The following is a 25,589-nucleotide window of genomic DNA, read 5'->3' as shown; positions in this document are numbered from 1 at the left end:
TTACCAGATCATGGTTTCTCTTTTCTATAAGACCCAGGGTCTTTTTTGAAGATCTTTTTACAATGTTCCGCGCAGAAGTAGTAAACTTTCCCATTATACTCTTCCCTGGGAGCCTTTTTGATATCACTGACTTCCATGCCGCATACAGGATCTTTTACCGTCTCGGCCTTTTCACTCTTCCCGTTTGTCTTTTTTTGAACTGGATATTCCCCTACTTCGTTACAACCCGCACAGGCCCATAGGGTTTTACCAATAAACATGTTATGGAAACCAACGACACAGGTTATTACTAATGCTGTACGTAAAATGCTGTTCATAAATCACTATCTCCTTCCTGCAATTAGTGTCCCATGATCCCTGTAGCTTTGACGGCAAGGGCTGTTAAACCAGGATCCGAATTTCTCACGTAAACCCTGGCCTTTTTCCCTACCGTGGGTTTTCCTTTAATGCATCTGGCGGATGTAATATCAATCTCTTTGCCCAGGAGAGTGATAGAATCGCTGTCTACAGCCTCCACGGTTCCCTCCAGCTTCCCGGCTCCCTCTATTTTAATTATACTGGCAACAAACGATCCATCCTTCATATTCCCTTTTACCTCAATCATATCGCCTTCTATAATGTCGTCAACGCTCAGTGAGGAATCGCAATCCCTTAATCCTATTTCAGCGGCGTTTGCATCTATATCCATACCGAGGACTGAGATTGTTGACCCGGATACCGAGCTTACCACGCCTCGTATTCCGGTTTTGCCCCTGCCATGCGTATCGTCATGGCCATTATGATTGCCATGACGATGATCCTCATAAGCACTGGCGTAATCAAATCCGGCTGGTACACTAAAACAGAAAAGAAACAGAACAGCGGTAACGAATATATTTTTACACTTCATTCTCCACTCCTTTCAAAACTTCATAGTAAATTATCATGGTATTTACGGATTATTCATTTTTGCATTTTCAATTTGTGCTTCCACTTTGTACAGTGAAAACAATATAACCCGAAGTTTGCGATTACCAAAACCCCCTTGAAAATGGTATTAGACGATATATCGTGCCTTTCCACCACCTCCAGAGATATGGCGTTCACTAGGGCCGTGACAGCTTTCACAGGAAATGCCCATTCCTTTAGATCCGGAAACAAATTCTCAGTTGAAGTTGCGTGTAATACCCAAACCCGTTACGCGACAGCCATATCCTCAAATGAAGACCCATAAATCGTTTCCTCGGCAAGCAACTATCTTTAGACAATATGGATTTTAAAGTATCACATGTTTGAATGAGATGTCAAACGTAATTTGTCCAGAAAATTCTTACTCATGAAAATTTAGCTACATTTGATATAAGGAAGGGTATCTATCAATTTTTGTTTTGTTTTTTCCTCAAAATAGATATAAAATTCTGAAAATGGATTCGGGGAATTACTGTATGCGTCCATTCTGCCACCTTACACAAAGGAATCACCCATGCATACCTTCACTGATCTGGTTCTTCTCATCGGCACAAACCCATTGCCCAATTACGTAGTTGCAGGGATGGGAAATAGCGCTGTCCCCATTTCCCTAGAGATTCCACTTGGCAGGCCCAAAAACCATTGAAAGCACAGGAATGGGAATGTGGTAAAGGAATTATTATCATGGGCAAAACGACAGCGACAATCGGATAGAAACAAAAACTCTATTTATAAGAATTTTGTACAGGGAATAGCATATGTCTATGGAAAAGTTCACCGTAACATTGAAGACCGTTACGCCGTTATTTCTTGGCGGCGCTAAACCGGATGAAGAAGCAGAGTTGCGGGCTTCTTCCATCAAAGGGGCAATGAGATTCTGGTATAGAGCGATTGATGCAGATTACAATGAAAGGGTTGAGTCGGGAAAGCCTGATTCTCCAACATGGGAAGAAAAGATTTTTGGAAGTGCAGGAACTGGACAGGGATGTTTTTCCATAAGATTAAAAGATGACTCTATGAAAGATAATAAAGAGTGGAATCATGATGATTATCCAAACAAAAATGGAGTCCGTTATCTTTCTTTTTCCATGTGTATGGGTGGTAACAGAAGGAAATATATCCCTCCCAATGCAGATATTCACATAACCTTAGCTTTCCACCATAAGCCAAAAGATAAAGAGAAAGTTTCCATCCTGGCATTGTTATGGCTGCTTGGTCATATTGGCGGATTAGGGAGCCGATCACGGAGAGGGTTTGGGACTGTGGCTTTACAGTCATGGGGAAATTGTCAGTGGGATGAATGTAACATGTTGAGGATTGCCCATGGTGTTCAATCCGGAGATAACTGGTGGAAAACATTTAATGACGGATTGAATGTTTTGAAGGAATGGTTTCCTAAGTCAAACGTAACTATTCAGCAAAACTGACAGAGAATATGTTCTCAGAATAGTTAAGAGCCGATTAGGAAAAACGGGCAGGCGGGAAAATCCCGCAGGGATGATATGATTATAGGACACACACACCACAATATTCAACCCCGCAGGGGTGAAATATTGCGAAAATAATGACACCATGCCACCCCTACGAGGTTACCTATAATTGTATAAGGGACACGTTTTGGAAACGATTAACCCTGTCAGGGTTTTGAACCCTGACAGGGTTGACTCACGAATAAAGGATACATGAATGAGGGGGGTATCTGATTATGCCGTGGTGTATGACATCACCTCCGATACAGAGCGGGGGAAGGTGGACAAGGTACTCAAGGGATTTGGGTTTCGTATCCAGAAGAGCGTCTTTGAATGCCGGCTGAATAAGAGGGGAAGGAACGAGTTGATCGACCGGTTAGAAAAACTGCACATAAAGACTGGATTTATCAAGGTGTATCGATTAGAATATTCATCAAAGGATACCGTAATCGGTCAGACAAAAAAGGCAGATATTGATGACGGTCATGCATTTATTATATAAACGGGATTTTTCCATCGGTACTTACCCTCAAACGACTCCAGTGACTCCTCTCACAGCAGCAAACCTGCTACGTCCATTTAGAACCTCCCTGAAAAATGACCCATTGACACTACTTTGCGGCGAGGTTCTAAATCTTGCCGATGTAAGATATCGGCAAATAATAGCTTGTGAAGTGAAGGGGGTCTGAAAAGACATTCCTACTGGTAGGAACTAAAACTCTGGAAGAGGTGTGCTTTCACAAGTGTTCAGATGTTTTTGGTATGTTTTCCCGGAAATCAAATAACGAATATCGAACAAGGAATAATGAATGTCGAAGGATAAGAGAATATTTGATCTTGAGGAACGCTTAATAGATTTTGCCGTCAGGATTATTCGTACAGCGGAATCCTTGCCAAAAACAAGGGCGGGAAATCACATTGCCGGACAACTCATTCGTTGCGGTACATCACCTGCTCCCAATTATGGTGAAGCTCAAAGTGCAGAATCTCGTTCTGACTTTATCCACAAGATGAAAATCTGCCTTAAGGAGTTGCGTGAAACAAGAATATGGTTATTGATGATTGTAAAAGCCAGTCTTATAAAGCCGGCGTCAAAGCTTGAACCTTTAATTCATGAGAATAATGAGCTGATTTCGATTTTTGTAACAAGCGTAAAAACCGCGAAGCAAAAGGAGGATAAGAAAACCTCGTAATGCGATATTCGATATTCATCAGACGGTTCAATTTCTCAATCATTTCACATTAGTGTTTATGGAGCGTTCCCTCTCAGAGAGTGTGATCTGAAAGGACATTTCTGCCGGTAGGAACTGAAACAATAGAAATGATGTTCTTTCGCAAGCAATCAGATGTTTTTGGTATGTTTTCCCGGAAGTCAAATAACGAATATCGAACAAGGAATTATGAATGTCGAAGGACAAGATGACCGCATCATTCGAAATTCGTTGTTCGGCTTTAGCTTTTTGAAAAACACCTTTCTCTGCAGGTGCGTACCTGGAGGTATTCACACACAAGAAAAACAAAATCCGTTCTGCGGTAAAAAAGCCCGAAGGGCTGAAATGATTATAGAACTATAGGCAGATAAAATGCACAACCCTGAAGGGGTGAAATAAAATTACCATTACACCGGCATAAAAAACCAATGTCACCCCTGCGGGGTTAACGGGCAAAAATGGTTCAATTGGCTATAATCATGACATCCTTTCAGGATTTGGAAATTGCAAAGACCTGTTTTGAATCTGCCTCTCCCTGTATATTTGCCCTGATACAGCCAGCAAAACACGGCTTTCTCTTGAGATTTTTCAAAATACTAAATTGTTACGAAAATTTTAAGATGCTCGTTATGTGACCTTTTCCCTCTCATAAGCGTGCTCTGAAAGGACATTCCTACTACTGGGGACTGAAACCCGCATCCCACGGCTATTGAATAACTGCAGAAGGGTAGTTGGTTCGCATAAAATGTCCTGAGGACAACCCTTGCTCTGAAAAATGTTTGACTTGATTTTGATAATAAATCTGCTACACTACGCTCCATGAAAATAAAGGAAATAGCTATAGATACCATAAAAAGCTTCCCTGATAACGCCACATGGGAAGACGTCAAAGAACGCATAGAGTTTGTTGCTGGAATCCGAATGGCATTAAAAGAATTGGATGAAGGGAAAGGAATTCCTCATAGTCAAATTGAAGATGAATCTTCATCATGGATCCCGAAATAGAATGGTCACCCACTGCCAGGTTGGACTTTCGAGACATCATTCTTTTCATTGCGGAAAATAATCCTCTTGCTGCGAATCCATTTCGAAACAAAATACTAAACCATATAAAACAACTTCCAAAGATTTGTTATTTTATTTGTTATTCTTTTTGCAGCAGGTCGGTAACCTCATGAATTCTTCCGTCGTATGGTAACTATTTGGCAAAACTGACAGAGGATAATTTCTCTGCATTGTAAGAGCTAAGAGGAGAAACGGGCGGATGGGAAAATCCCGAAGGGATGACATGATTATAGGAAAAAACACACACCACCATATTCAACCCCATAGGGGTGAAATATCGCAAGAATCAATGATGCCATACCATCCCTACGGGGTTAACCATAATTGCATAACCGTGTGCTATCATAATGACATCCCTTTGGGATTACAGAATTACTATTTCGTTTACACGTAGTGATTGCGGACGAAAGTACGCTGAATAGTTACCTCGTATGAGGCATGAGACTCCCATGGATTCTCCCTATCCACATCCCTTTTCCGGGCTGCGCTGGCATCGCCTGTCGGTGACCGTAATGAATATTCGTTCGCTGCCAGCGATGTGCGCCCACCCCTTTTCCGTGTTCCAGGCTATTATAAAAGGAGTCTCTCTGCCCCTTTCATCAAGACCTTCTGCCGCATCATCACACAACCTTGAAACACAGGTGGCACCAGTCCACCCCGATCCTCCCCCGATGATGGTAAGGGAATTTGCTAACTCATCAGCGGATATTTCCCCTGTGCCCGGGGAAAAGGCGATAGGGGATGAGGAAACAGAACGAAGTGAGATGGCTGGTGAGAAATTCCAGGCGGCGCGACTGGCTGCTGGAAATACCCATGAGCCGCTGATCATTTTTCATGCCAGGGGCAGGAAACACAGCTTTAAGATGCGTGAGTACGACAAGATTTCACTCGAAATCTATTTTTTTAGAAAAGGCATTGAGTATGTCAGACAGTGGCGGAATGCCTTTCAGTCGTATCTATCTGACCCGGTAACGGGCAGGAATTTTGAGATTGTCGAAATGGCTGAAGCTGAGGAACGCAGCATCGGGCAGGTTGCTAGTGAAATGGACATTCAGCATACAGAAGAGGAAATTTGCCTGGAATTCCTGACCCCGCTTCCCTTTAAACCGGGGAAAGGCAAGCCCCGCACCTATATCGCCAAAACCTCTTTTATCAGGTCATTGGAAAGGAGATTTTCACGGCTGTTTGGCAGGGAGATTGTTTACCACAGTCAGGATGACCGGTTTTCCATCCTTCCATACTACTGGAACTATACCGAGATACGCCATGCCTCCGTGTCCCAACCCGGCCAGACACAGTATATCAACGGGTGCGTGGGGAAACTCTATATCAAGGGCAATTTCAAAGACTTCCTGCCATTTTTGTTGCTGGGCAGCGAGGTGCATATTGGCGCAAAACTCTCCAATTCCCAGGGATATTATCTGATGCACAAAGAGTCTCCCGGTTATTTTAACTCCTTGCATTTACGATAAAGAAAAAGAACGGTGTTGATCGGATGGTCGAACAGATACCGTTCAGGGACCTGATTGTCCAGCAATACCTCCTGAAGATCATTTCTGCGCCCTTCGACCGTTTTTTTGAAGCAGAGTCCATAGGTTTCAGGAGAGGAGTTTCGCGACAGAGGTCTATTGAGATAATTCAGGCCGCCATTGCAGAAGGGTACCAGTATGTGATCGAGTCGGATATCGAGGACTTTTTTCCTTCTGTAGACTTGAATATTTTGGCGCATCTGCTCGACTCCTATATCCCGCAGAACGATAGCTGTTTGAAAAAGATCCTGTTGAAGTTCATAAAAAACGGATATATTTTGAATGGCGTTTATCATGAACGGGTAAAGGGGTTAGCCCAGGGTAGTCCGCTGTCTCCCATCCTTGCAAACCTCTATCTGGATTCCTTTGACGAACAGATAAAGCAGTGGGGTTTGCTATCCCCTGATGAGCACGGTGAGACTGCCTCTGATAGCAAGGATACCCCATCCAGGGCTGCACCTGCACATACTCCTCGTGGCGTAAAGTTGGTGCGTTACGCGGATGACTTCATTATTCTGACAAAGACGAAGAAAGATGCAGAGGACGTTTTGTCGGAGACAGAGGCGTATCTCTCGAAGCTGGGGTTGAAGATAAAAAAGGAAAAGACCGCTATCAGGTCCATGAAGGATGGGTTTCAGTTCCTGGGGATACGGTTCGAACGGTCGGCGGTTGTGGTAGAGGGCGAGGAGGATACCAAGCTGCTGAAAAAACCATTGTACATTGTGGAATCGTATCTGTTTTTATCGCTGAATGGCGATGCGATTGACATCTGCAAGAACAGGAAGATTGTGGAGACCATCCCCCTGCGAAGAATCAGTGAGATCATGGTCATGGAAAAGACCGTCCTTTCCACAGCCCTCCTGAGGAAGTGTACGGAGGGTAATATTCCGCTTACCATTGCGCTGGGCACCGGATATTACATCACAACGGTGAAGCCCGATTCAAAAAAAATATTATGACATTGCATACGAACACGGGAAAAAATATTATTCACTCACGGATACCGAGGCGCTCTGTATTGCAAAGGAATTTGCCGCCGGCAAGATACAGAATTACCTTGCCCTTTTTCAGCAGAGATTTCGTAAGGAACAGTATCTGTTTATCAATGAACTCGAAGGGGTGATGCAGCAGATGTATCAGGCCGGGGATGTTGAGCAGGTACGAGGCCTGGAGGGGGCTGCGGCAAAGAAGATTTACCAGAGGCTGAACAACTTTATCGATGACGAATCCTTTCGTATTCTGAAGCGGGATAGGCGGAGCCCCGACCGCATGAATGCCCTGTTAAATTTTGGATATTACCTCCTCTTCTCCCGCATCAACGCCACGGTGAGGGCAGTTGGCCTGAATCCCTACCTGGGCTTTTTGCACAGCCCGCAGGATAATTATGAATCGCTTGTATGTGATATTGAAGAGCTGTTCAGGGCAAGGATTGACCGGTTTATTATCCGTCTGATAAATCTGAAGGTTGTTACGCGGGATGATTTTGTTGAGGCTGAGAGGGGGCTCATTCTGAAAAAAGATGCCGTCAGAAAATTTATAGAACAGTTTGAGGCAGAGATGGAGAAAAAAAGCCCGAAAGATACCTTATCACTCAAGGAAGACATCTATATCCAGACAATAACGCTGAAAAAATGGGCGATCGAGAACAATTCGCTTTCCTTCTACCGATGGAAAAGATAAACGGAAATAAAAAAGATCGAATTTTTCAATTACCACATCTTTAAAAGATGTGCAAAACTGTATAGTGCAGTTTATGAAATATTTGTATTTGCATTTAACATCCGCACACTTCCATTAAATATTCCACCTTTTTTTACGATTAGTTTACGGCACGTAATTTTACCGCAGATTTCACCGGGTTTTAAAATCTCAACAGTCCCCATTGCATAAAGGTCACCATGAATTTTGCCTTTTATAATAGCATTCCCAACCCGAATACTTGAGATTTCTATTACACCTTTTCGTTTCAGGTACAATGTGCCGTGTGTCTCAATATTTTTCCCCAAAACGGCTTTTATCTTATAATCACTCAGGTCATTATGGTGATAGCAATAACAACATACCACAGCCTGGGCCTTTGCGTTTGTAAAAATTTCCTTTCCACACTTGTAACAAAGAATCTTTCTGTCCCCCCTGGAAAGTTTTTTCTTTTCTTCGGGTGGTGAGAGAACCGCTTTAACATCGATATACCGATTACAATGACGGCATGGTATTGAAATACAGTGGACCGATACGATGAGATTGTGATGGCAATAAGGACATACAATATCTCTGGTTCCATGCAGTTCGTTTGCTTTAGAATTCATAACTCAAATCTATTATGACGTAACCACAGCAAAAAATTATTCCAGATTCTTTTTCGATTCCCTTTTCCATTCCTTTGAATTTGTATTTTCCGTTTTGAATCCATCCGGATTTACATTACAATTTCCGACAAAAACAACCCCTTCTTCGATAACCAGGGTTCTTGCTTTCAGATCACCGATGAGTTGCGCCAGTTTTCTGAGTTCAACTTTTTCCGACGCAATAACGTTTCCATCCACATGACCTTCAATTATGGCATTTTTTACCTTAACATTTGCTTTAACACTACCCGTTTTGCCAACAATGAGCTCTCCATCATCTGTTATCATCTCCCCCTCAAACTTTCCGTCAATTTTCATGATACTGCTAAACTTGATTGTGCCTTTGATTTCAACATCTGATGTTAAGTTCGTTATATTTTCTTCACTCATTTCGGTCTCCTTTCCGGGTTCGATCATTGCTTCTGCCTTACCTCTGGTCTCTTCTGATACTGCACCTTTTCGGAATATACTAATCATTCTCTATGCCTTTCTTTTCTTAATAACTACATTCGCTGCTAATGCCGGAAATGCACAAAAAGCCTTCCAAAATTTTCACTATCTTTATCTATACGGTGATAAAGCTTTTTGATGTCAGGACGACCAAGGAAACGTAAGACAGTCTTCTTTAACTGCCCACTTCCTTTTCCAGGAATGATTTCCACCAGCGCAATCCTTTTCTCAACGGCTTCAAAGATAACACGATTGAGTTCTTTTTCGATTAAATATCCTTTTTTACAGATGTCGTGCAGATCGAGTTTTAATTTTGCCATACAGATATTTCTTCCCAGGCTCTACAGGTTATCTACTGAAATAATTTTTTGCACATACATGAAAGACTTGGCCCAAAAAATTAATAGGCTCAGTTTAAGGAGCGGTGAGAAAGAGGCTGACTTTGCTTATGTATTAGATATTTAAGGAAAAAACCACCGAGACACTAAGTTTTTTTTAGTGTCTCGGTGTATGACGGAAAACTACTTAAGACTGCCTGGTTTAATAACTTTCCCTGACAACCCGACCATGAACAGGTTGAATCGGCCTTGCGTCATACCTAAATATTGAACTAAATTTGCCTATCCCTGCTTTTGATACCTCAACCGGCGCCTTTAAGATAAACCAATTCACAATTTCACTGCAAGGAGGGGTGGTAAGCGAACCGGTATAGTTATAATATCCTTGCGTATTCTTTGGAAGAAGTTGGCTTGCACATATCCTTATATCAGGGACTATATGCTCTTTACCCACTTCTTTTGGAAAATTACTCCACAAGGTTTTTATGAATGCATTTTCTTTGCCTGCCTCAATGAGTACAGCGATAACTGCGAGTTCTCCATGTTCACCTTTATGCACAAGATGCGCTTCCATATCGTAATGTTTTCCGTGTATGATATGTTCACTCGGTGTATGAAAATGAAACTGTATAAGTTCGAACTTCTTGTGACCTATGGATATTGTGCTTCCTTTTCCATAGTTGACCTGAATGGTATGACCATTATTTATGATTTTTAACGGGGTTGGGTAATAATGAAAAATTATGTCATCCATTTTGGCCTTTTCAGTTACAGAAATACCGATTGGTGATTGCATGTCTCCAGTTTTGCACTTGCAATATTCGCGTTTTAGCTCACCCCAATGATCGGGACCCTGTTCACCTTCGTAATTCCAATGATCAGAAGGAATGTGCTCACCAACGCCAGCGAACAAAGATGTTGTTACAATAAAGGGAAGGAATACAAAAGCAGACATTAAAAGAATATATTGAAAAGTCTTCATCTTGCCTCCTTACAAAAATATTGATTAAGTTTATAAAGCTACTCTGGTATAAGATAACAAATATTATCCATATTTTACTTCTTTATAGCATTTCAGCACAACTCATGTCAATTTGGAAATTATCTGTTTAAAATTAAAAGTTCGTGATTAGAAGAGCAGGAGGGAGCAGTACATCGTTCGAGAAATTCCAGATAGGCATATGCTTCTTCAGCAGTTTGTCCGCACATCTCTTCCGACGATTGAAGGCTCAAACAAACTGCAGGCCTTTCCGGTTTGCCGAAGAGGATGCAGCGGTTATCCGGACTGAGTTGCTGGCATCGAACACCGGCGGGTTTGCCATTTGGCATTCCGGGAATGGGAGATGAAATCGATAGTACAATACAACAGGCGCCACATCCTATTCTACATTTCACATTATACCCTCCTGCTGAGAAAGAAATTGAATAAGGAATTTTCCGGAATAACAAAAAAATTCTCAGGATTCCTGCTATTGCAGGCAACCGTTGTGGCAAAGGGAGACCGGTACTTCCTGATTTTATTTGATCGTGGTTCGTCTGTATTCTAAATAATTTCCAGGATTCAATGCAAGAAAAACTATTTACAAAAAACCGGCGAAACATCTAAAACGGTTCATAATTTCAGAGCACACCGTTTCGGCATAATAATTACTTTAGAGTTGTATTTTGAAATATAAAATTTATAATATTGATCTAACCTAATAGTGATACACAAGTTAAAAAATTTAACAAGGAGTGACAGATATTATGAAAAGGTTGAATTATAAGCATATGTTTTATTTAACGATCCTAATTTTATGCGGCTTTACCATAGTAGTCACCCCTCATGGTGCGATTGCAAAGGAAAAAAAATCCAAGGATAAAAAAAGCACGGAAACAGCAGAATGCGTGTTAAAGAAAATAACAACCATTCCAGAGCAGGAGTTGGTAGTCGAAAGAGGGAAGGGTGTTAATGTTACAGTAATGGTGAGATGCAAAGGTGATATTCCTGCCGTAGGCGTTACGGTTGATGCTGTTACACCGAAAGGAAAAAAGACCATAGAACTTTCTCCTATAAGTGCAGTAACAGACAAAGATGGCAAAGCAGTTTTTACTGTTACGGGCAATAGAAAAACAGAAGAGGACCTTGCGGAAATTAAATTCACGGCAGAGAAGCTTGCCACAAAATTAACGGTAAAGGTACGAAGAACCGAATGCAAGCCAGGAAGTATAAAAATGGAACCAGAGAAGGAATTGGTACTTGAGCCTGGAAAAAGTGGTCAGGTCACCATAAAGGTAAAATGTGAAAATGGCAGTCCATCTGCGGATGCCAAGGTAGATGCACTTGTTCAGGCTGGCAGCGATAAGGTGGACATTTCATCATCGGCAGAATTAACCGATACAAGCGGAAAGGCAGTATTTACCGTAACAGGTGTTCAGGAAACCAAAAAGGAGCCTGCCTCAATCAGGTTTATGACTGGAGACCTTAAGGCAAAACTGGATGTAAAAGTCAAATCGGTTGCAGGAGAGGAAGGCACAGAAACAACACAGTTAGAGCCAAAAGCAATACAAACTATTCCAGGGCAGGAGGTGGTGGTTGTGAGAGGAAAGGATGTCAATGTTATTGTAAAGGTGATAGGTAAAGGCAACATTCCTGCCGCAGGCATTACCGTTGAAGCTGTTACGCTGAAAGGGAAAAAGGCCATAGAACTTTCTCCCGCAACTGCTGTAACAGACGCAGATGGCAAAGCAGTTTTTACCGTTACGGGCAATAGAAAAACAGAAGAGGACCTTGCGGAAATTAAATTCACGGCAGAGAAGCTTGCCGCAAAATTAGCGGTAAAAGTCCGGAGAACCGCATGTACACCTGGAAGAATAAAGATAGAACCCGATCAGAAGTTAGTGCTTGAACAGGGAAAGAGTGGGCAGGTCACGGTAAAGGTGATATGCGAAAACGGTAGCCCCGCTGTGGATGCCAAAGTAGATGCAATTGTCCAGGTTGGCAGTGGTAAGATAGACCTTTCGTCGTCCGCAGAATTAACCGACGCAAGTGGCAAGGTGGTCTTTACCGTAACGGGTGTCAAGGAAACCCAAAAAGAGCCAGCCACTATTCGGTTTATGACTGAAGACCTTAAAGCATACCTCAGTGTAAGAGTTATACCGGTAAGGGCAGGGATAACACCGCAAGAAGAGGCAACCCCGAAAGAAATTGTAACTCCAAAAGAAGAGGCAACGCCTGAAGAAGTAACAACGCCTGAAGTACAGATTACGCCGTCGTAGTAATTTTTGAGGGATTCTTTTTCTCGCGGAGAAAAAGGTAGAAAGGTAAATACCTTGTTTTTTATGATAATGAAGCAATAAAGATGTTTTGAGAAGAAAAGGAGGAACAATGTCTGCAATATTAAAAGAAGATATTTTGCGGGGGAAAAATAAGGAAACCTCCGGTAAAGAAAAAGTAGATAAAATAATGAGTACCATAGTTGAGTCAATTGAGACACCACATGCTGCGAAAATGGAAAAGAGAGAAGGCGCGGTGCCGTCAGAATCAATAAAATCCACGGAGACGGAAGATGCTTTAAAACAGCATATCTTTAGCAGTGAAATATTGATAGAAGGTGAAAGCAAGGCCGACCTTGATGAGGTTAGAAACAGACTTCTCAATGTATTGAAACCCTCAGATGAAATAGAATCGATTATTGTAGACCGTATCGTTTCAAGTGTCTGGCGGTTAAAACGATGCTTGAGGATTGAAAGCCAGATAATGGAGTATGAGTCATCATGTATTCAGGAATATGAGCAAGGGTTTTTTAGAACCAGAAAAAGGAGTGACAAAGAACTGACACAATTAAAGGCATTAAAAATAATCGAAAATAAAAACAGAATCGCGGATCTGTCTGAATATGAAACAATACTAGAAATGCAACTCTATAAGGCATTGAGAGAATTGGATAAATACAGACGGCGAGAAGCAAGGCAAGAGAAGCGGATGTTCAGAAGGAGTAAATAATCGTGAAGGTAACTAGAAGAGGTTTTGCATTGTAACATAATATACATTATCAGACGTTTCGGATTTATTGCCAAAATATTATTGACAAGAGAAACTACGTCTGCTACTATGTTCCGCTGAGTTTTAGCTACGGCGGTTGCTTTATTGTTTTGAGCAGTTTATTATGGAGGATGACGATTTTGAACGCTGAAGAAATTGAAAAAGGTGTAACTGCAATAGTCGCTGAGGTTACAGAACTAGATGAAAAAGAAATTTGGGACAAAAGAGATGCAAATTTTTTTAAAGACCTCGAGATTGATTCCCTTTTGGCCCTTGAAATTCTTGCACTTATTGAGAAAAAATTCAAGGTGCAAATCCCCGAAGAAAAGCTTGTTGATATTACATCCCTAAGTGCTACCATTGATCTAACGAAATCTGTCTTGGCAGAAAGCGGAAAACTTTCATCTTAAAGCTTCAAATGACAGGGTGAGAATGTATATTGTATTGGTTAATATTTTGTGATGAACGAGATGATGGGCTACAGTAAATGATGCTTTTTGAAGAAATCCGGTCTCTTCTTCCCCAAAAATACCCTTTTTTGTTTATAGATAAAGTTATTGAGTTTGAAGAGGGAAAGAGAATTGTTTGTGTAAAAAATGTCTCCGGCAATGAACCAGTCTTTGTTGGACATTTCCCAGACTTTGCCATCATGCCAGGGGTTTTGATCATCGAGGCAATGGCACAGGCTTCTATCATCCTGTTCAGGAAGAGCCTCCCCACCAAAAATAACAGGGATACGGTTTTTTTATTGGCATCAGTAAATAATGCTCGGTTTACAAAACCCGTCTTTCCCGGCGACCAAATCTTCATAGAAATCACTGTAGAAAAGATTGTCTCCAAGGGAGCCATCGTTCAGGCAGCAGTAGCGGTTGATGAAAAAGCGGTTGCTAAGGCAACTCTGACTTTTGGAATTGCAGATAAAAGCTCATTAATATCGAGTTGATAAAATTATCTTATGAATAAACGTGTGGTTATAACAGGCGTAGGTATGATCACCCCTATCGGATCGGGAAAGGACACATTCTGGAGTGCCCTAATCACTGGGGTATCTGGTGTTGATGATGTGACGTGCATTGACACTTCCGGATATAAGGTACATAAAGGATGCGAAGTAAAAAACTTCAAGTATTCCGATTATATAAAAAATGGCGTCCTTAAAAAAATTGGCAAAGGTTCTCAATTTGCGATTGCGGCAACAAAGCTTGCTCTGAATGATGCCAGGCTTGACATCCATACCGTTGACTTAGAAAGGTTTGGAGTTTCTGTAGGAACTACTGCGGGAGAAATACAAATACTGGAAAAAGTCAATTATATACGACACAAAGAGGGTGAAGATAAAGTAGACCCTGATTTGTTTCTTATGCATCCGTGTAATAATATTCCTGCTAACGTTGCCATTGAATTTGGTTTCAAAGGCCCCAATACTATTATCCCCACAGCATGCGCAGCGGGTAATTATGCAATTGGATATGCTTATGATTTGATTAAGTTCGGGCGTGTGGATATGATGGTTGCTGGCGGTTCAGACCCTTTTTCGAAGGTTGCCTATACAGGATTTGCCAGATTGGGCGCCATTGCCCCAGAGATATGTCAGCCATTTGACAAAAACAGGAAAGGCATGATGGTTGGTGAAGGCGCAGGCATGCTTCTCTTAGAATCACTTGATCATGCGATGGAGAGAAATGCAAATATTTATGCCGAAATCATTGGCTACGGCCTTAGCTGTGACGCCTATCATATAACTATCCCTCATCCCGACGGGGAAGGCGTTGTCTCCGCTATGAAAAAAGCCTTAAAAAGCGCAAATCTAAAACCTGAAGACGTCCAGTATGTCAGCGCCCATGGAACAGGAACCCCTGCCAATGACAAAGCTGAAACGATCTCTATTAAAAAGGTATTTGGAGATAAACCTGAGCATCTCGCAATTAGTTCAATAAAATCAATGATTGGTCATACAATGGGCGCTGCCAGTGCAATAGAAGCCATTACCTGTGCATTGGTTGTCCAAAACGATATCATTCCCCCAACGATTAATTATGAAACACCAGATCCGGAATGTGATCTGGATTATGTACCTAATGTAGCAAGAAAACAAACGGTAAATATCGCACTGAATAATGCTCATGCATTTGGTGGTAATAATAGCTGTTTAGTTGTAAAAAAATTTACTGGTAGAACGTGAAAAAAACAAACAGTTCTCTGGAACTGAATTAGTACCTTATAACAGAGGTTTGTAATGGAAAAAACGAGGATTGTTGTTACAGGTGTTTCAGTTATCTCATCTATTGGGAGTAATAAGGAAATTTTTTGGAAGAATTTAACCAATGGGGTATCGGGCATTAAACCCATCACCTTGTTTGACGTAAGTAAATTTCACAGTAAACAAGCCGGCGAGATTTCTGATTTTGACGCAAAGGTCTACCTTGGCCAAAAGGGAATTCGTCATATTGACAGAACATCCCTTCTTGTATCATCTGCAACGGTTCTTGCCATTAAGGATGCTAACTTGGAAAATAATACCTACAACGGTGACGAATTAGGTATTGTCGTTGGTTCTACGTATGGAAGTATTGACAGCATCAGTTCTTTCGATTTTCAGTCTTTGCGTGAAGGCCCTAATTATGTTAATCCCATGGACTTTCCTAACACCGTCCTGAATGCGCCGGCAAGCCGTGCCTCTATTTTTTGCAAGGCAACAGGACTGAATACAACAATCTCAAACGGCGTAACAAGTAGCATCGATGCAATTATTTACGCCTCTGATTTCCTTCGGATGGGTCGGGTAAAGGCTGTAGTTGCCGGAGGCGTGCACGGATTAACCCACGACATCTTTTGGGGAGCACATAATTCTAAAATATTATCGGGAAGTAAGGATGGGACTGAGGAAATTTGTGCACCCTTTGACAAAAGGCGCAATGGGATGATCATTGGCGAAGCATCGGCTTTAGTCATTCTTGAAACCTTAGAAGATGCACTCAGGAGAAATGCGCATATTTATGCAGAAATCAAGGGTTACGGAACCGCATTTGACCCTAAGATGACTGTTAGCAGAGATTATCAAATAGACGGCAATAAAAGAGCTATCACGGGTGCCATTCATGACGCAAACCTGACGTTGAATGATATTTCTTACATATCTGCCAATGCTTATTCTGGAGTTTATGGTGATGCAATGGAAACCAGCGTTATTAAAGAAGTCTTCGGCATGAGGGCAAATCTCATCCCTGTTACAGCAATAAAGTCTATGACAGGTGAATGTTATGATGCCTCAGGAGCATTGCAGACAATAGCCGCAGTGATGTCCATGAATACACACACAGTTCCACCCACAATTAATTATAAGGAACGTGATCCTGAATGTGATTTAGATTATGTAGCCAATACCGCAAGAGTCTTGCCAGTCAAAAATGTCCTTATCAACACCTTCTCGCGATTGGGAAACAACTCATCCTTAATTATCTCCAAATACAAGCCGTAATTCATGATATCTTCCAATCGATGCATTCAATCCACTAATAAGGATAGGCTCTATCCTTATTATGATGCAATTGTGATTGGCGCGGGCATCGCAGGTCTGGTTTGCGGTACATTCCTTGCCAAACACGGGAAAAAAGTACTCGTAGTGGAGCAGCATTTCATCCCGGGCGGTTATTGCACTTCATTTAAAAGGAAGGGTTTCAATTTTGATGCGGCAGTTCATCATATTGGGGGTTGTGGAAAATGGGGTATTGTAGGGCGTTGCCTTAAAACTTTGGGGATAGAGATGGATTTTTATCCTCTCGACCCAATGGACCATTTGATCTTCCCCAACTTTACCATAGAAATTCCAGCCGATTTGGACAACTATATCGTACGCTTGCAGAGTCGCTATCCATCGGAAAAAGATAGTATTAAACATTTCTTTCAGGATTTTCTAAAACTCTACCGTGCTACATTTAATAATGAGAAAAGCCAAATTATAGATAAATACAGAAACCAGACATATGGTGAGATGCTAAATGCTTTTTTAAAGAATGACGAGCTCAAGATGATACTTTCCGGTCAATGGGGTTACATAGGGCTCCCCCCTGCTCAGACTTCTGCTATTGGTATGTGTCAGATGATGGTCAATTATCTCAAAGATGGCGCCTTTTTTCCTGCTGGCGGTACACAAGAGTTTGCTAATGCAATTTTTAAGAAATTTATTGATTTTGGCGGGCATATTATGTTATCATCCAAAGCCGAAAAAATTTTATGTACCGACAAAACTGCTGTTGGTGTCAAGTTACAAGAAGGGAAAGAAATATACTCAAACCTGGTTGTTTCAAACATTGATGCCCGACAGACTTTTTTTGAATTGTTAGAATGTAAATTAGATACACCGTTCCTTCAAAGAATTCGAAAAATGAAGGAAAGCTGTTCCTTTTTCCTTTTGTATTTGGGCATAGGTGAAGGCATAGATTTAAGCAAATTACAAAGGGGATTTTATCATACTGCCACAGATGCAAGTTACGGGAATGCCGAGTGGATGTATGTATCAATTCCGACAAAGATATGTCCAAATCTTGCCCCTGCGGGCAAACAAATAATCTCTGTAGTTGTTTATATGGAAAAAGAGAAATATAAAGATATTACTGATTGGAAATCTTTTAAAGAAAGCATGATAGTAAAGACAACAAATCGACTGGAAGAATATGTTCCTGATATAAAAAAATATATCGAAGTAAAAGATGCAGCCACCCCAAAAACCCTGGAGCGGTACACGTTAAATACCAATGGGGCCGCTTATGGTTGGGAGGTCGGTGTGGATCAAATATGGGATAATAGACTTCCCCATCAGACGCCGATTGATAATCTGTATCTGGCTGGTCATTGGACAAGGCCTGGCCCTGGAATTTGTGCTGTTGTTTCTTCCGGATGGGGTGTAGCGAATTTAATTATGGAGAAGGAGAATTGGAGGTAAATTTATGAAAAGAAAAATGATGTTGATTAACCCACACAAGCCTGGTAGGCATGGTGAAGAGAGTATTACCGTAATCGTCCAGATGCCTTTGAATCTTGCCTACGTTGCCGCCCTTACACCAGGCGATTGGGAATTTGACGTTATTGACGAAAATCTCGAATTGGCAATAGATGATAACGATGAAATCACCTTTAAACCTGTTGACCTTGTATGCATTACATCGGTTACCTATCAATCTCCAAGAGCTTATAAGATTGCTGCTGCGTGTAGGAAAAAGGGGATGACAGTAATCATGGGTGGAATACACGCATCCGTAATGCCCGAAGAAGCAGCAAATTACGTTGATTCTGTTTTTGTGGGTGAAGCAGAAGAGGTGTGGCCACAGGTCATAAAAGATTTTGAAGAAGGAAAACTGAAAAAGGTATACCAAGGCGGGCTCCCCCCCCTCAGCCTGATGAAAAAGGTACATCCAAATCGAGAACTCATGAAGAAAAAATATAATTATAAATTCTCCTCCATTGTAACAACGAAAGGATGTCCAAACTACTGTGATTTCTGCAGTGTACCCACATTCCAAGGCAGAAAATTCAGGGAAAGACCTTATGAGGATGTTCTTGATGAGATGGCGGCAACGGATTATAAAGGTTTAATGTTGGCGGAGGACAACTTTTACGGGCATGGCAAAAAATCAAACGAGAGGGCGCGGGATCTTTTCAAGGGCATGGTAGAGCGCGGCATTCATAAAGACTGGCTGGGGTTCACAGCCTTGAATATTTCCCAAGATCCAGAAACTCTGGGTTATATGGCCAAGAGTGGTAATTTTGGTATGCTTATCGGTATCGAATCTACCAATGAGGCCGTTTTACAGAAGATGAATAAGCGGGTAAATCTTAAGTTGGGTACTGATAGTTATTTTGATTGTATCCAAAAGATACACGACGCTGGTTTAGTTGTTTGGGGATCAGTAGTGTTTGGAGCCGATGGAGATGATAAAGACTCCTTTAAAAGAATGACTGATTTCATATTGGAGAATAATATTGATATTCTTACCTTCGGCATCAACTGTCCGTTCCCAAAGACACAACTCTACGCCAGACTGGATTCAGAAAAGAGAATCTTCAGGAAAAATTACCCGGAGGATTGGCAATACTATGATACTGCCCATGTGGTTCATCGGTTAGTGGATATGACGTTAGAAGACTTTATTGAAGGCATGCAATATGTTTATGATCATGTTTACGCAGGTGATAACTTGAGAACACGTTTCAGAAATTCTATTAAAACAACGAAAAATCCAAGAAACTCCATGTTTGCGTTCAGGGTAGGCTCTGACTGGAAACAAGTGTTCGAACAGGTCCTGCAGAATTTAAAAGAATTGTATGACTCCGGCGATTATTATAAAGATTGTTACAAATCAAGTGCGGCGCCTGTTTTAAAACCCATTATGGAAGCCGTCACTACATAATATAAACAAATTATGTATTCCTAAATAAGAAGGTTACAAAGGCACATCAATCGTTATGCATTTGATGTGCCTTTGTGTTATGGATTTTATATTCGATGGGATCAGCGGAAGATATTCTGTGCCGAATTAAAAATTTTATTGAAAGAGTAGAACTCTTTTATGTGGCAACTTCTGATCAAAAGGGAGAGGTACATCTTGCAGTAGTGAAAGACTTGATTTTTTTACCTGATACAAAGCATATAGCTTTCAAGTCGTGGTTTTGCAAAAAAACAATTGAAAATATCCAAAAAGCCCCGAATATATCCATCGCCATTTATGATGCAAAGTCTGATACGGGTTATCAGATTATCGGTAAGGCAGTTTCAAAGAGTATCGTTGCTGTTTTGAATGGTTATGCACCTGAGTTAGAGAAGATTGAAAAAGAATATCCGCAAGAAGAGTATCAACTAACGATAAAGATAACAAATATTATGGATTTACATAGAGTAACACATTCTGATAAGTATCTTTTGAGCACATGATCTTTACTAAAAATCTTTCATTTGAAAAGGAGGCAAATTATCATGATAGGTAAATTATTATCCCTGTCTATGGAAAAATCAGTCATCCCGGACATTAGTCCAAAAGCGATTATGGTTATCGCCATTGCGCTTATATTCGTTATCCTATTCACCTGGAAAAAGGAGGGATAATTGCCTGAAGGAAACTCTACCTTTGAGCTTGTAATCATCGGTGGCGGACCAGGTGGTTATGTAGCGGCTATAAAAGCTGCTCAGTTAGGAATAAAAACTGCTCTCATAGAAAAAGACAGGGTTGGCGGTACGTGTTTACATAGGGGTTGCATTCCAACAAAGGCACTCCTCCATTCCGCAGATCTCTACCTGCGATTTCTCAAGGCAAATGAATTTGGAATTACCGTCGATAAATTAGGGATTAATTATCCACAGTTTCATCGGAGAAAAGAGGCAGTCGTTAAACGGCTATTTCAGGGGACGCAATTTCTCCTTAAGAAAAATGGCGTAGAAGTTTTTCCAGGTGAGGGACAGCTTACATCATCAAGCAATGTTTTAATCAAAAAAAATGGAACGGACATTGGCAAAATAACTACAAAAAATGTTATATTGGCTACGGGTTCTGTTCCGCTCATTCCTGATAAGATCCCACACGACAGAAAGTACGTGCTTACCAGTGATGACATTTTGCTGTGGGAAGAAATTCCCAAATCTATCATTATTGCCGGTGGAGGTGCTGTGGGAGTAGAATTCGCCCATCTTTTTAATGTCCTTGGAACTAAGGTAACCATCATAGAACTTCTGAATGACATCCTTCCTGCAGAAGACGGAGAAATCAGCGCCGCTTTAAGAAAAATTTTCAACAAAAGAGGTATCGATATCTTGACAAATACCTCTTTAGAAAAGGTTGTCATTGATAATGGCGTTAACGTGGAGATACAGCGAAAAAGTAACACGCCTCCCCCCCCCGCCTCAGCAGAAAACAGGGAATTTATAAAAGCAGATCGTTTGCTTCTCGCTTTAGGCAGAAGACCAGCCTTAGCAGATATCGGGATAGAAAAATTGTCCTTACATTTTAAAGGAAAATTTCTGCAAACCAATGAGGTTATGGAAACCAATCAGGATGGACTCTTTGCCATTGGAGACATTACAGGCCCCCCCCTTCTTGCCCATAAGTCTTCACGCGAAGGAGTACTGGCTGTCCTTCACATCACAGGCAAGGAAACCACCCCAATAAATTATCAGAACATGCCGGGAGTGACGTATTGCCTTCCGCAGACAGCAAGTATAGGACTTACTCAAGAAGGGGCAGAAAAAAGAGGGTACAAAACAAGAGTAGGAAAAATTCCGCTCATTGCCAATAGTAAAGCCATTATTGATGGTGAATATGAAGATGGGTTTGTAAAAATCATTTCTGATGAGAAATACGGTGAGATATTAGGAATGCATGCTATAGGACCAAACGTGGGTGAATTAATGTGGGGTATGTCACTGAACGCAATTTTGGAGGGGACGGCTTTTGAGTTGTCGAATACGATATTCCCCCATCCCACCTTATCTGAGGCCATTTCTGAAGCCGCCCATGCAGTCGTTGATAAACCAATACATTTGTAAATTCGCCATGAATTTGATAAAAATCTCTAATGAATAACGAAGCAAAGATTGCCTATTTTTCCATGGAGATTGGTCTCTCCAATGACATACCAACCTACAGCGGCGGCCTGGGCGTCCTTGCTGGGGACACCATAAAATCTAGCGCCGATCTTAAGATACCACTTATTGCCGTTACGCTGATCTCAAAAAAGGGATACTTTCGTCAAGATATTGACAGCGATGGGAGACAAGTTGAATACCCGGTGGTTTGGGACCCATCCAAATTTATGGTACGTCTATCCAGAAAAGTTAAGGTTCAAATCGAGGAGCGCAATGTTTATATTCAAGCCTGGCGCTATAAGGTGCAAAGCATCACTGGCGGAGAAGTGGATGTCCTCTATCTCGATACGGATGTTGAGGAAAACACAAAAGAAGACCGGGAGATTACCGCCTTTTTGTATGGAGGCGATGTGCATTACCGGCTAAAGCAGGAGATCGTACTCGGTATTGGCGGAGTACGCATGCTTCATGCCCTTGGATTCCATATCAAAAAATATCATATGAACGAAGGGCACGCCAGCTTATTGGTTCTGGAACTGCTCCTGATGCACAAGAAAGACGTTGAAAGTGTTTGGGATGAACGATGGATATGGGACACAGACACGGTGAAAGACTTGTGTGTGTTCACGACCCATACCCCCATTGAGGCAGGCCATGATCGATTTTCCTATGACCTTGTAAATAAAATTCTGGGTGCGGTCGTTCCGTTGGAGTTACTGAAAAGGCTAGGAGGTGAACACTATCTGAATATGACGCTCCTTGCATTGAACCTGAGTAAATATATAAATGGCGTTGCCAAAAAGCACGGCGAGGTTTCTAAAACCTTATTCCCTGGTTACGAGATCAATGCCATTACAAACGGTGTTCATTCGTTTACCTGGACGTGTGAAAGTTTTAAGCAATTGTACGACAAATACATCCCTGGCTGGGCTAATGAACCCGAGTTGCTTGTCCGTGCCGAAAATATTCCCGATGAGGAATTGTGGGCGGCTCATCTTCACGCAAAAAACGATCTAGTTCATTTTGTGAGAAATATTGCCGGCATAGAGTTAAATCCAGATGTGTTAACCGTCGGATTTGCGAGAAGGTTTGCTTCCTACAAAAGGGCCGATTTGGTATTTTCCAATCTGGAACGACTTTTAAAAGTGGGTGAAAAGGGAAGGTTTCAAATTGTTTATGCAGGAAAGGCACACCCAAAAGATATCCCTGGCAAAGACATCATAAAAAAAATTATTGAGTTTACAAAAACAATCGACAATAAAATAAAAGTTATATTTTTAAAAGATTACAATATGGAAAAAGCCTTAAAATTGGTTTCCGGAGTGGATGTCTGGCTCAATACACCGTTGCGCCCCCGAGAGGCATCGGGTACCAGCGGCATGAAAGCAGCACATAACGGTGTAATCAATTTTAGTATCCTGGATGGTTGGTGGATTGAGGGGCATATTGAAGGAATTACAGGCTGGTCTATTGGTCCCAAGCCGTTAGAATCCTCTCTTGTAAATGTTAACGACATGACAGATGCTGAGGATTTGTACAACAAATTGGAAAATATTATTATTCCCATGTATTATAAAGATAAAAGTCACTGGATAAAGGTTATGAAGAATTCTATTGGTAAAATCGCATATTATTTTAATACCCATCGTATGATGCGCCGATATGTGACTGAAGCCTATATAAGATAAATACATGCGGAAAAATTCCCAAAAAATCAAAGCTATCATCCTTGATCTGGATGACACCCTTTATGACTGCAGTGGTACACTTGTATTACGGGGCCGAAGGCAGGTTGCTAAAACGATTGCCATGATGATCAACTGCACTGAAGATGAGGCATATAACCTACAATTGAATATGGAGAAAATGTATGGAACACAAAGTAACGTCTACAAAAAGATTGTATCGCTCTACAACCTTCCAAATGCATACGCAAAGGAATTATTAGAAGAATTTATTCATGTAGACATCTCCAATATTACCCTCTTTTCTGACGTAACAGACACCCTGAAACAACTGAAAACGCAAGGTTACAAACTAATCCTCGTCACTTCCGGGGAGAAACAAATTCAAAGAAAGAAAATTGATCTACTGGGTTTAAATAACAGTTACTTTGATGAGATTCTGATTACGGATAGGAATAATGGCCATACAAAAAGGGATTGCTTCCAGGAAATCATGCAACGCCATAATTTGAATCCTGAAGAAATTATCTGCGTGGGAGACAAGATAGATGATGAATTAACTGCCAGCAAGTCTTTGAGGATGGTTACAGTGATGTTTAAACACGGAAGACATTATAAAGCATATCGAAAAGAGACATCCAAATACATCAAACCTGATTATTCTATCGAACACATTAAAGACCTTTTAGAATTAAAAATCGTGGATTATTTACCAATCGACCGATTGTAAGACGCCCATACTTCACTACACTACCATACCAATAATAACTCCTTCAAATACGAGTTTTCCATCTACCACACCTTGAGTGTCAAAAACGGCCCTGCGCGAACGCAATTCCTTGTTTTTTGCAATGAGAATGAGTTTGTCGCCAGGGATAACTTTCCCACGGAATTTGACTTTGTCGATACCACCGAAGCCAAGGAAGCGGTCGTCCTGGGTGATTTTTTTGTAATAGTAGGTACATAACTGTGCAGCCGCTTCAAGCATAATTACCCCAGGCATCAAGGGACGACCAGGAATGTGTCCCCGCACCCAAAATTCACTATTTGAAATATCTTTATAACCTATTATAATTTTATTTTCAGGATCAAATTTTATAATGCCGTTCAATTGTTCCATCTCATATCGGTGCGGTATGACGGTACGAATAGCCTCGATATCCACTGTCGGTTTATTTAAATCTAAATTGTTTAAATCAGTTAAAATGTCCTGTGGCATGATGATACACGAAAAATTTATTTTGTAGAACCCAGTAAATAAAGTGTAACGTTTTATGTATTCCATATTATTAATGATGATTTGTTACCATGTCAATGAAAATCTAATTGAGCAAAAAAAATTATCAAACAAAAATATAATTGACAACTACAATATATTTTGATATAAAAACTCAATCTTGTACGTTTTAGAAAAAATCTAAGGTTGGCTTAAGAATAAAATTTAGATTTTTTGTACAATGTTTGCAACAAGGAGGTGATGTTAATGAGAAAATTGTATGTTCCCTTTATGGTATCTGGTGCACTACTGCTTGGAATTGGTTTAGTAAATGTATCAACTCTTGTAAAATCAGTGATTGCTGGCACATGCCAGTGCCAGGAAGGCTGCCCGTGCAGTCATTGTTCAGGAAAAGGCAGGGATTGTAACTGCAAATAATTTAAGTACCGTACATGAGCTCATTACCTTTAATGATCCGAAAGGAGATTAAAAATGTTAAAAAGGACTGGTATTATGATGGCCTTTGTTGGTGCATTAATGATCAGTGCATGTGTCACCACTATTTACGCTGCGCCTTGTGGTTGCCCGAAAGATATAAAGTGTAAAGAAGGTTGTGAAAAGGGAAAGACGGATCCCTGTATTTGTAAGCATTGATAGTCTTAAATTTTTTAATTTAACGATTTTATAACTCAAAAGCGCCTTATTGTGATAAGGCGCTTTTTGATTTTCACAGTTTA

Annotated in this window: 31 protein-coding genes; 23 read left to right on the top strand and 8 right to left on the bottom strand. The window is 41.0% G+C overall.

The window, feature by feature from the left end; genetic code table 11:
- Window positions 1-8: 8 nt before the first annotated feature.
- Together BROSI_RS18330 and BROSI_RS18325 are read right to left on the bottom strand one after the other, a co-directional pair.
- Window positions 9-317 carry a YHS domain-containing protein gene (locus tag BROSI_RS18330; protein ID WP_052565464.1) on the bottom strand — a complete coding sequence of 103 codons (309 nt, stop codon included), beginning with the start codon at window positions 315-317 and terminating at the stop codon, window positions 9-11.
- 23 nt (window positions 318-340) lie between these two features.
- Complete coding sequence (locus BROSI_RS18325; protein ID WP_052565462.1) at window positions 341-889, bottom strand: DUF5666 domain-containing protein; 549 nt, start codon at window positions 887-889, stop codon at window positions 341-343.
- Between the two features lie 573 nt (window positions 890-1,462).
- On the opposite strand from BROSI_RS18325, the gene BROSI_RS21100 reads away from it, so the two are divergent.
- The 8 genes from BROSI_RS21100 to cas1 all read left to right on the top strand — a co-directional run bounded on the left by BROSI_RS21100 (window position 1,463) and on the right by cas1 (window position 7,902).
- Window positions 1,463-1,594 (top strand): hypothetical protein, encoded by a 132-nt coding sequence (locus BROSI_RS21100; protein WP_261338878.1) that lies wholly within the window; start codon window positions 1,463-1,465, stop codon window positions 1,592-1,594.
- A 118-nt stretch (window positions 1,595-1,712) separates the two neighbouring features.
- Entirely contained in the window at window positions 1,713-2,375 is a 663-nt protein-coding gene (gene cmr1 / locus BROSI_RS18320) for a type III-B CRISPR module RAMP protein Cmr1 (protein WP_157842629.1), read from the top strand.
- Between the two features lie 259 nt (window positions 2,376-2,634).
- On the top strand, window positions 2,635-2,919 hold the full coding sequence (gene cas2, locus BROSI_RS18315) for a CRISPR-associated endonuclease Cas2 (RefSeq protein ID WP_052565460.1): 285 nt from the start codon (window positions 2,635-2,637) through the stop codon (window positions 2,917-2,919).
- A gap of 307 nt (window positions 2,920-3,226) precedes the next feature.
- On the top strand, window positions 3,227-3,610 hold the full coding sequence (locus tag BROSI_RS18310) for a four helix bundle protein (protein ID WP_052565459.1): 384 nt from the start codon (window positions 3,227-3,229) through the stop codon (window positions 3,608-3,610).
- 837 nt (window positions 3,611-4,447) lie between these two features.
- Window positions 4,448-4,633 (top strand): hypothetical protein, encoded by a 186-nt coding sequence (locus tag BROSI_RS18305; RefSeq protein ID WP_052565458.1) that lies wholly within the window; start codon window positions 4,448-4,450, stop codon window positions 4,631-4,633.
- A 509-nt stretch (window positions 4,634-5,142) separates the two neighbouring features.
- Window positions 5,143-6,165, top strand: coding sequence for a CRISPR system precrRNA processing endoribonuclease RAMP protein Cas6 (gene cas6, locus BROSI_RS18295; protein ID WP_052565453.1), 1,023 nt, complete (start codon window positions 5,143-5,145; stop codon window positions 6,163-6,165).
- A gap of 23 nt (window positions 6,166-6,188) precedes the next feature.
- Window positions 6,189-7,181 carry a reverse transcriptase/maturase family protein gene (locus BROSI_RS21095; RefSeq protein ID WP_052565451.1) on the top strand — a complete coding sequence of 331 codons (993 nt, stop codon included), beginning with the start codon at window positions 6,189-6,191 and terminating at the stop codon, window positions 7,179-7,181.
- A complete protein-coding gene (cas1, locus tag BROSI_RS18285; protein WP_082059319.1) occupies window positions 7,162-7,902 on the top strand; it encodes a CRISPR-associated endonuclease Cas1 in 741 nt (246 codons plus the stop codon). Before BROSI_RS21095 ends, cas1 begins: the two co-directional genes overlap by 20 nt.
- Before the next feature lie 71 nt (window positions 7,903-7,973).
- Here the strand turns inward: cas1 and BROSI_RS18280 are convergent, their stop codons facing one another.
- From BROSI_RS18280 to BROSI_RS20130, 5 genes are all read right to left on the bottom strand, one after another.
- Window positions 7,974-8,528 carry a bactofilin family protein gene (locus BROSI_RS18280; RefSeq protein WP_052565445.1) on the bottom strand — a complete coding sequence of 185 codons (555 nt, stop codon included), beginning with the start codon at window positions 8,526-8,528 and terminating at the stop codon, window positions 7,974-7,976.
- Window positions 8,529-8,564: 36 nt separating this feature from the next.
- Complete coding sequence (locus tag BROSI_RS18275; protein ID WP_052565443.1) at window positions 8,565-9,044, bottom strand: bactofilin family protein; 480 nt, start codon at window positions 9,042-9,044, stop codon at window positions 8,565-8,567.
- A gap of 38 nt (window positions 9,045-9,082) precedes the next feature.
- Window positions 9,083-9,337, bottom strand: a complete 255-nt coding sequence (locus tag BROSI_RS18270) for a Smr/MutS family protein (protein ID WP_052565442.1) — start codon at window positions 9,335-9,337, stop codon at window positions 9,083-9,085.
- A 220-nt stretch (window positions 9,338-9,557) separates the two neighbouring features.
- Window positions 9,558-10,337: a carbonic anhydrase gene (locus BROSI_RS18265; RefSeq protein WP_082059318.1), complete on the bottom strand. Its 780-nt coding sequence runs from the start codon at window positions 10,335-10,337 to the stop codon at window positions 9,558-9,560.
- A 119-nt stretch (window positions 10,338-10,456) separates the two neighbouring features.
- Complete coding sequence (locus BROSI_RS20130) at window positions 10,457-10,750, bottom strand: YkgJ family cysteine cluster protein (protein WP_082059417.1); 294 nt, start codon at window positions 10,748-10,750, stop codon at window positions 10,457-10,459.
- 351 nt (window positions 10,751-11,101) lie between these two features.
- On the opposite strand from BROSI_RS20130, the gene BROSI_RS18255 reads away from it, so the two are divergent.
- The 13 genes from BROSI_RS18255 (at window position 11,102) to BROSI_RS18200 (ending at window position 24,366) form a co-directional block, all read left to right on the top strand.
- Window positions 11,102-12,613: a hypothetical protein gene (locus BROSI_RS18255; RefSeq protein WP_052565438.1), complete on the top strand. Its 1,512-nt coding sequence runs from the start codon at window positions 11,102-11,104 to the stop codon at window positions 12,611-12,613.
- A 109-nt stretch (window positions 12,614-12,722) separates the two neighbouring features.
- Complete coding sequence (locus BROSI_RS18250) at window positions 12,723-13,340, top strand: hypothetical protein (protein WP_052565436.1); 618 nt, start codon at window positions 12,723-12,725, stop codon at window positions 13,338-13,340.
- A gap of 179 nt (window positions 13,341-13,519) precedes the next feature.
- Window positions 13,520-13,789: an acyl carrier protein gene (locus BROSI_RS18245; protein WP_200891790.1), complete on the top strand. Its 270-nt coding sequence runs from the start codon at window positions 13,520-13,522 to the stop codon at window positions 13,787-13,789.
- Between the two features lie 128 nt (window positions 13,790-13,917).
- On the top strand, window positions 13,918-14,322 hold the full coding sequence (gene fabZ / locus BROSI_RS18240; protein ID WP_200891789.1) for a 3-hydroxyacyl-ACP dehydratase FabZ: 405 nt from the start codon (window positions 13,918-13,920) through the stop codon (window positions 14,320-14,322).
- Window positions 14,323-14,334: 12 nt separating this feature from the next.
- Window positions 14,335-15,561: a beta-ketoacyl-[acyl-carrier-protein] synthase family protein gene (locus BROSI_RS18235; protein WP_082059317.1), complete on the top strand. Its 1,227-nt coding sequence runs from the start codon at window positions 14,335-14,337 to the stop codon at window positions 15,559-15,561.
- A 54-nt stretch (window positions 15,562-15,615) separates the two neighbouring features.
- On the top strand, window positions 15,616-16,857 hold the full coding sequence (locus BROSI_RS18230; RefSeq protein ID WP_052565428.1) for a beta-ketoacyl-[acyl-carrier-protein] synthase family protein: 1,242 nt from the start codon (window positions 15,616-15,618) through the stop codon (window positions 16,855-16,857).
- Between the two features lie 3 nt (window positions 16,858-16,860).
- Window positions 16,861-18,321 (top strand): phytoene desaturase family protein, encoded by a 1,461-nt coding sequence (locus BROSI_RS18225; protein ID WP_052565425.1) that lies wholly within the window; start codon window positions 16,861-16,863, stop codon window positions 18,319-18,321.
- Between the two features lie 4 nt (window positions 18,322-18,325).
- The gene (locus tag BROSI_RS18220; RefSeq protein ID WP_052565423.1) at window positions 18,326-19,786 is read left to right on the top strand and encodes a B12-binding domain-containing radical SAM protein; all 1,461 of its coding nucleotides are present in this window, start codon (window positions 18,326-18,328) and stop codon (window positions 19,784-19,786) included.
- A gap of 95 nt (window positions 19,787-19,881) precedes the next feature.
- Window positions 19,882-20,307, top strand: a complete 426-nt coding sequence (locus BROSI_RS18215; RefSeq protein ID WP_052565421.1) for a pyridoxamine 5'-phosphate oxidase family protein — start codon at window positions 19,882-19,884, stop codon at window positions 20,305-20,307.
- 42 nt (window positions 20,308-20,349) lie between these two features.
- Window positions 20,350-20,478, top strand: a complete 129-nt coding sequence (locus tag BROSI_RS21090) for a hypothetical protein (RefSeq protein WP_261338876.1) — start codon at window positions 20,350-20,352, stop codon at window positions 20,476-20,478.
- Window positions 20,479-21,912, top strand: a complete 1,434-nt coding sequence (gene lpdA / locus BROSI_RS18210) for a dihydrolipoyl dehydrogenase (RefSeq protein WP_052565419.1) — start codon at window positions 20,479-20,481, stop codon at window positions 21,910-21,912.
- 29 nt (window positions 21,913-21,941) lie between these two features.
- Window positions 21,942-23,639, top strand: a complete 1,698-nt coding sequence (glgP, locus tag BROSI_RS18205) for an alpha-glucan family phosphorylase (protein WP_052565417.1) — start codon at window positions 21,942-21,944, stop codon at window positions 23,637-23,639.
- A gap of 4 nt (window positions 23,640-23,643) precedes the next feature.
- Window positions 23,644-24,366, top strand: coding sequence for an HAD family hydrolase (locus BROSI_RS18200; RefSeq protein ID WP_052565415.1), 723 nt, complete (start codon window positions 23,644-23,646; stop codon window positions 24,364-24,366).
- A gap of 15 nt (window positions 24,367-24,381) precedes the next feature.
- Here the strand turns inward: BROSI_RS18200 and BROSI_RS18195 are convergent, their stop codons facing one another.
- Entirely contained in the window at window positions 24,382-24,855 is a 474-nt protein-coding gene (locus tag BROSI_RS18195) for a 3-hydroxyacyl-ACP dehydratase FabZ family protein (RefSeq protein WP_052565941.1), read from the bottom strand.
- A 264-nt stretch (window positions 24,856-25,119) separates the two neighbouring features.
- Here BROSI_RS18195 and BROSI_RS20125 point away from each other — a divergent pair, with 264 nt between their 5' ends.
- Entirely contained in the window at window positions 25,120-25,290 is a 171-nt protein-coding gene (locus BROSI_RS20125) for a hypothetical protein (protein ID WP_157842628.1), read from the top strand.
- Window positions 25,291-25,344: 54 nt separating this feature from the next.
- On the top strand, window positions 25,345-25,506 hold the full coding sequence (locus tag BROSI_RS20120; RefSeq protein WP_157842627.1) for a hypothetical protein: 162 nt from the start codon (window positions 25,345-25,347) through the stop codon (window positions 25,504-25,506).
- Window positions 25,507-25,589 lie beyond the last annotated feature (83 nt).

The organism is Candidatus Brocadia sinica JPN1 (assembly GCF_000949635.1).
In the GTDB taxonomy this organism is placed as follows: Bacteria; Planctomycetota; Brocadiia; order Brocadiales; family Brocadiaceae; genus Brocadia; species Brocadia sinica.
This window is presented reverse-complemented; position numbering and strand designations above follow the sequence as displayed.

Bases quoted from the DNA above. Each gene is read 5' to 3' on its own strand.
- BROSI_RS18280 (WP_052565445.1), bottom strand. From the start codon at position 8,528: ATGAATTCTAAAGCAAACGAACTGCATGGAACCAGAGATATTGTATGT.
- BROSI_RS21100 (WP_261338878.1), top strand. From the start codon at position 1,463: ATGCATACCTTCACTGATCTGGTTCTTCTCATCGGCACAAACCCATTG.
- BROSI_RS21090 (WP_261338876.1), top strand. From the start codon at position 20,350: ATGATAGGTAAATTATTATCCCTGTCTATGGAAAAATCAGTCATCCCG.
- BROSI_RS18195 (WP_052565941.1), bottom strand. From the start codon at position 24,855: ATGCCACAGGACATTTTAACTGATTTAAACAATTTAGATTTAAATAAA.
- BROSI_RS18225 (WP_052565425.1), top strand. From the start codon at position 16,861: ATGATATCTTCCAATCGATGCATTCAATCCACTAATAAGGATAGGCTC.
- BROSI_RS18230 (WP_052565428.1), top strand. From the start codon at position 15,616: ATGGAAAAAACGAGGATTGTTGTTACAGGTGTTTCAGTTATCTCATCT.
- BROSI_RS20120 (WP_157842627.1), top strand. From the start codon at position 25,345: ATGTTAAAAAGGACTGGTATTATGATGGCCTTTGTTGGTGCATTAATG.
- BROSI_RS18215 (WP_052565421.1), top strand. From the start codon at position 19,882: ATGGGATCAGCGGAAGATATTCTGTGCCGAATTAAAAATTTTATTGAA.
- glgP (WP_052565417.1), top strand. From the start codon at position 21,942: ATGAATAACGAAGCAAAGATTGCCTATTTTTCCATGGAGATTGGTCTC.
- BROSI_RS18275 (WP_052565443.1), bottom strand. From the start codon at position 9,044: ATGATTAGTATATTCCGAAAAGGTGCAGTATCAGAAGAGACCAGAGGT.
- BROSI_RS18305 (WP_052565458.1), top strand. From the start codon at position 4,448: ATGAAAATAAAGGAAATAGCTATAGATACCATAAAAAGCTTCCCTGAT.
- BROSI_RS21095 (WP_052565451.1), top strand. From the start codon at position 6,189: ATGGTCGAACAGATACCGTTCAGGGACCTGATTGTCCAGCAATACCTC.
- BROSI_RS18200 (WP_052565415.1), top strand. From the start codon at position 23,644: ATGCGGAAAAATTCCCAAAAAATCAAAGCTATCATCCTTGATCTGGAT.
- cmr1 (WP_157842629.1), top strand. From the start codon at position 1,713: ATGGAAAAGTTCACCGTAACATTGAAGACCGTTACGCCGTTATTTCTT.
- cas2 (WP_052565460.1), top strand. From the start codon at position 2,635: ATGAGGGGGGTATCTGATTATGCCGTGGTGTATGACATCACCTCCGAT.
- BROSI_RS18330 (WP_052565464.1), bottom strand. From the start codon at position 317: ATGAACAGCATTTTACGTACAGCATTAGTAATAACCTGTGTCGTTGGT.
- BROSI_RS20125 (WP_157842628.1), top strand. From the start codon at position 25,120: ATGAGAAAATTGTATGTTCCCTTTATGGTATCTGGTGCACTACTGCTT.
- BROSI_RS18325 (WP_052565462.1), bottom strand. From the start codon at position 889: ATGAAGTGTAAAAATATATTCGTTACCGCTGTTCTGTTTCTTTTCTGT.
- BROSI_RS18310 (WP_052565459.1), top strand. From the start codon at position 3,227: ATGTCGAAGGATAAGAGAATATTTGATCTTGAGGAACGCTTAATAGAT.
- cas6 (WP_052565453.1), top strand. From the start codon at position 5,143: ATGGATTCTCCCTATCCACATCCCTTTTCCGGGCTGCGCTGGCATCGC.
- BROSI_RS18255 (WP_052565438.1), top strand. From the start codon at position 11,102: ATGAAAAGGTTGAATTATAAGCATATGTTTTATTTAACGATCCTAATT.
- BROSI_RS18270 (WP_052565442.1), bottom strand. From the start codon at position 9,337: ATGGCAAAATTAAAACTCGATCTGCACGACATCTGTAAAAAAGGATAT.
- BROSI_RS18220 (WP_052565423.1), top strand. From the start codon at position 18,326: ATGAAAAGAAAAATGATGTTGATTAACCCACACAAGCCTGGTAGGCAT.
- BROSI_RS18235 (WP_082059317.1), top strand. From the start codon at position 14,335: ATGAATAAACGTGTGGTTATAACAGGCGTAGGTATGATCACCCCTATC.
- BROSI_RS18265 (WP_082059318.1), bottom strand. From the start codon at position 10,337: ATGAAGACTTTTCAATATATTCTTTTAATGTCTGCTTTTGTATTCCTT.
- BROSI_RS18250 (WP_052565436.1), top strand. From the start codon at position 12,723: ATGTCTGCAATATTAAAAGAAGATATTTTGCGGGGGAAAAATAAGGAA.